We start from the raw sequence: 1,453 nt of genomic DNA, 5'->3' as shown, positions 1-1,453 counted from the left end.
CTGCCATTTAAGAGTTTCACGCCACGTGAGAAGTGGTTTGTCTCTTGGGTTGGTTTGCGTGGCGCGGTGCCAATCATTCTTGCGGTATTCCCTATGATGGCTGGTTTACCAGACGCGCAGCTGTACTTCAACTTGGCCTTCTTCGTGGTTATGGTATCGCTGATCGTTCAGGGCGGTACGCTGACCAAAGCGATGTCGCTTGCCAAGGTTGAGTTGCCACCAAAGCCTGAGCCAATCTCTCGCACTGGTGTGGAGATTTACCCAACCAGTGAGTGGGAACTGTTTATCTACCGATTGAAAGCGGATAAATGGTGCATTGGCGAACCGCTGCGCAGTTTGTCGATGCCTGAGGGCACGCGCATTGCGGCTGTTTTCCGTAATCAAGAACTGCTTCACCCATCGGGCAGTACCAGGTTGGAAGAAGACGATACCCTATGTGTATTGGCTCAAGAGAAAGACTTAGCTGCACTGAGCTTGTTGTTCAGTGAAGCGCCGGAGAAAGCCTCTCTGACTCGTTTCTTTGGTGATTTCTTCTTAGATATTGAAGTGAAGCTGGCCGACGTGGCGATGATGTACGGTTTGAATTTGGGCGATGAACTGCAAGATAAAACCTTGAGCAATATTGTTGAAGAACAGCTGGGTAGCACGCCTGTTTTGGGCGACCAGTTTGAATGGCAAGGTTTGCAATGGGTAATCGCGGACGTGGTCGATCACCAAGTGACTAAGGTTGGTTTACGTTTACCCAATGAAGAAGAGGAAGGGGAAGAGGAGGACTAAGTCCTAATCATTCATTTCCGTTAACATGATGACGGCTTGCGTGCGGTTCTTCACGCCGAGCTTGCGGAAAATCGCCGTCATGTGTGCTTTGATGGTGGCTTCTGATACATTCAACTCGTAAGCGATTTGTTTGTTCAGCAAGCCATCAGACAACATCCCCAACACTTTGTATTGCTGTGGCGTTAGCGCGGCAATCTTCTCTGCTAAATCATTACACGCTGCGTTATTGGTGATCAGCCCTTCAGGGAAGTATGGGTCGCCATTGAGCACTTGGTTGAGTGCATTGACCAGTTCACGCATATCACTCGATTTCGGAATAAAGCCAAACGCACCATGGCTCTTCACTTGACTCACCACCGTTGGCTCTTCGCTGGCGGATACCACGACGATAGGCAAATCTGGGTATTCCGCTCTTAAGTGGATAAGCCCCGACATTCCATTAGCCCCAGGCATTTTGAGATCCAACAGCACCAAATCCGGCTCTTCCTCTTTGGCGAGTAATGCAAGCAGGGCATCAAGAGAGTCTGCTTCAAGCAGATTGGCACCACTGACAGCCATGTGTACCGATTGGAACAATGCATTACGGAAGAGAGGGTGATCATCGGCGATGATGATGGTGTAGGTCGAATCCATGACGTTAAACACTTTTGACTATTTCGTTAAATGAATTATTGTC

At 49.1% G+C, this 1,453-nt stretch carries 2 protein-coding genes; one reads left to right on the top strand and one right to left on the bottom strand.

Going from position 1 to position 1,453, the window contains the following annotated elements:
- On the top strand, nucleotides 1–777 hold a 777-nt coding region (locus tag R7D93_RS25305), incomplete at its 5' end, for a TrkA C-terminal domain-containing protein (protein ID WP_225462486.1).
- A gap of 3 nt (nucleotides 778–780) precedes the next feature.
- On the opposite strand, the gene R7D93_RS25300 is transcribed toward R7D93_RS25305, so the two are convergent.
- A complete protein-coding gene (locus R7D93_RS25300; RefSeq protein ID WP_005465748.1) occupies nucleotides 781–1,410 on the bottom strand; it encodes a response regulator transcription factor in 630 nt (209 codons plus the stop codon).
- Nucleotides 1,411–1,453: the final 43 nt, after the last annotated feature.

Source organism: Vibrio sp. YT-15 (assembly GCF_033337445.1).
In the GTDB taxonomy this organism is placed as follows: domain Bacteria; phylum Pseudomonadota; class Gammaproteobacteria; order Enterobacterales; family Vibrionaceae; genus Vibrio; species Vibrio alginolyticus.
Note: the sequence above shows the minus strand (reverse complement) of the source record. Positions and strands in the feature narration are given on the sequence as shown.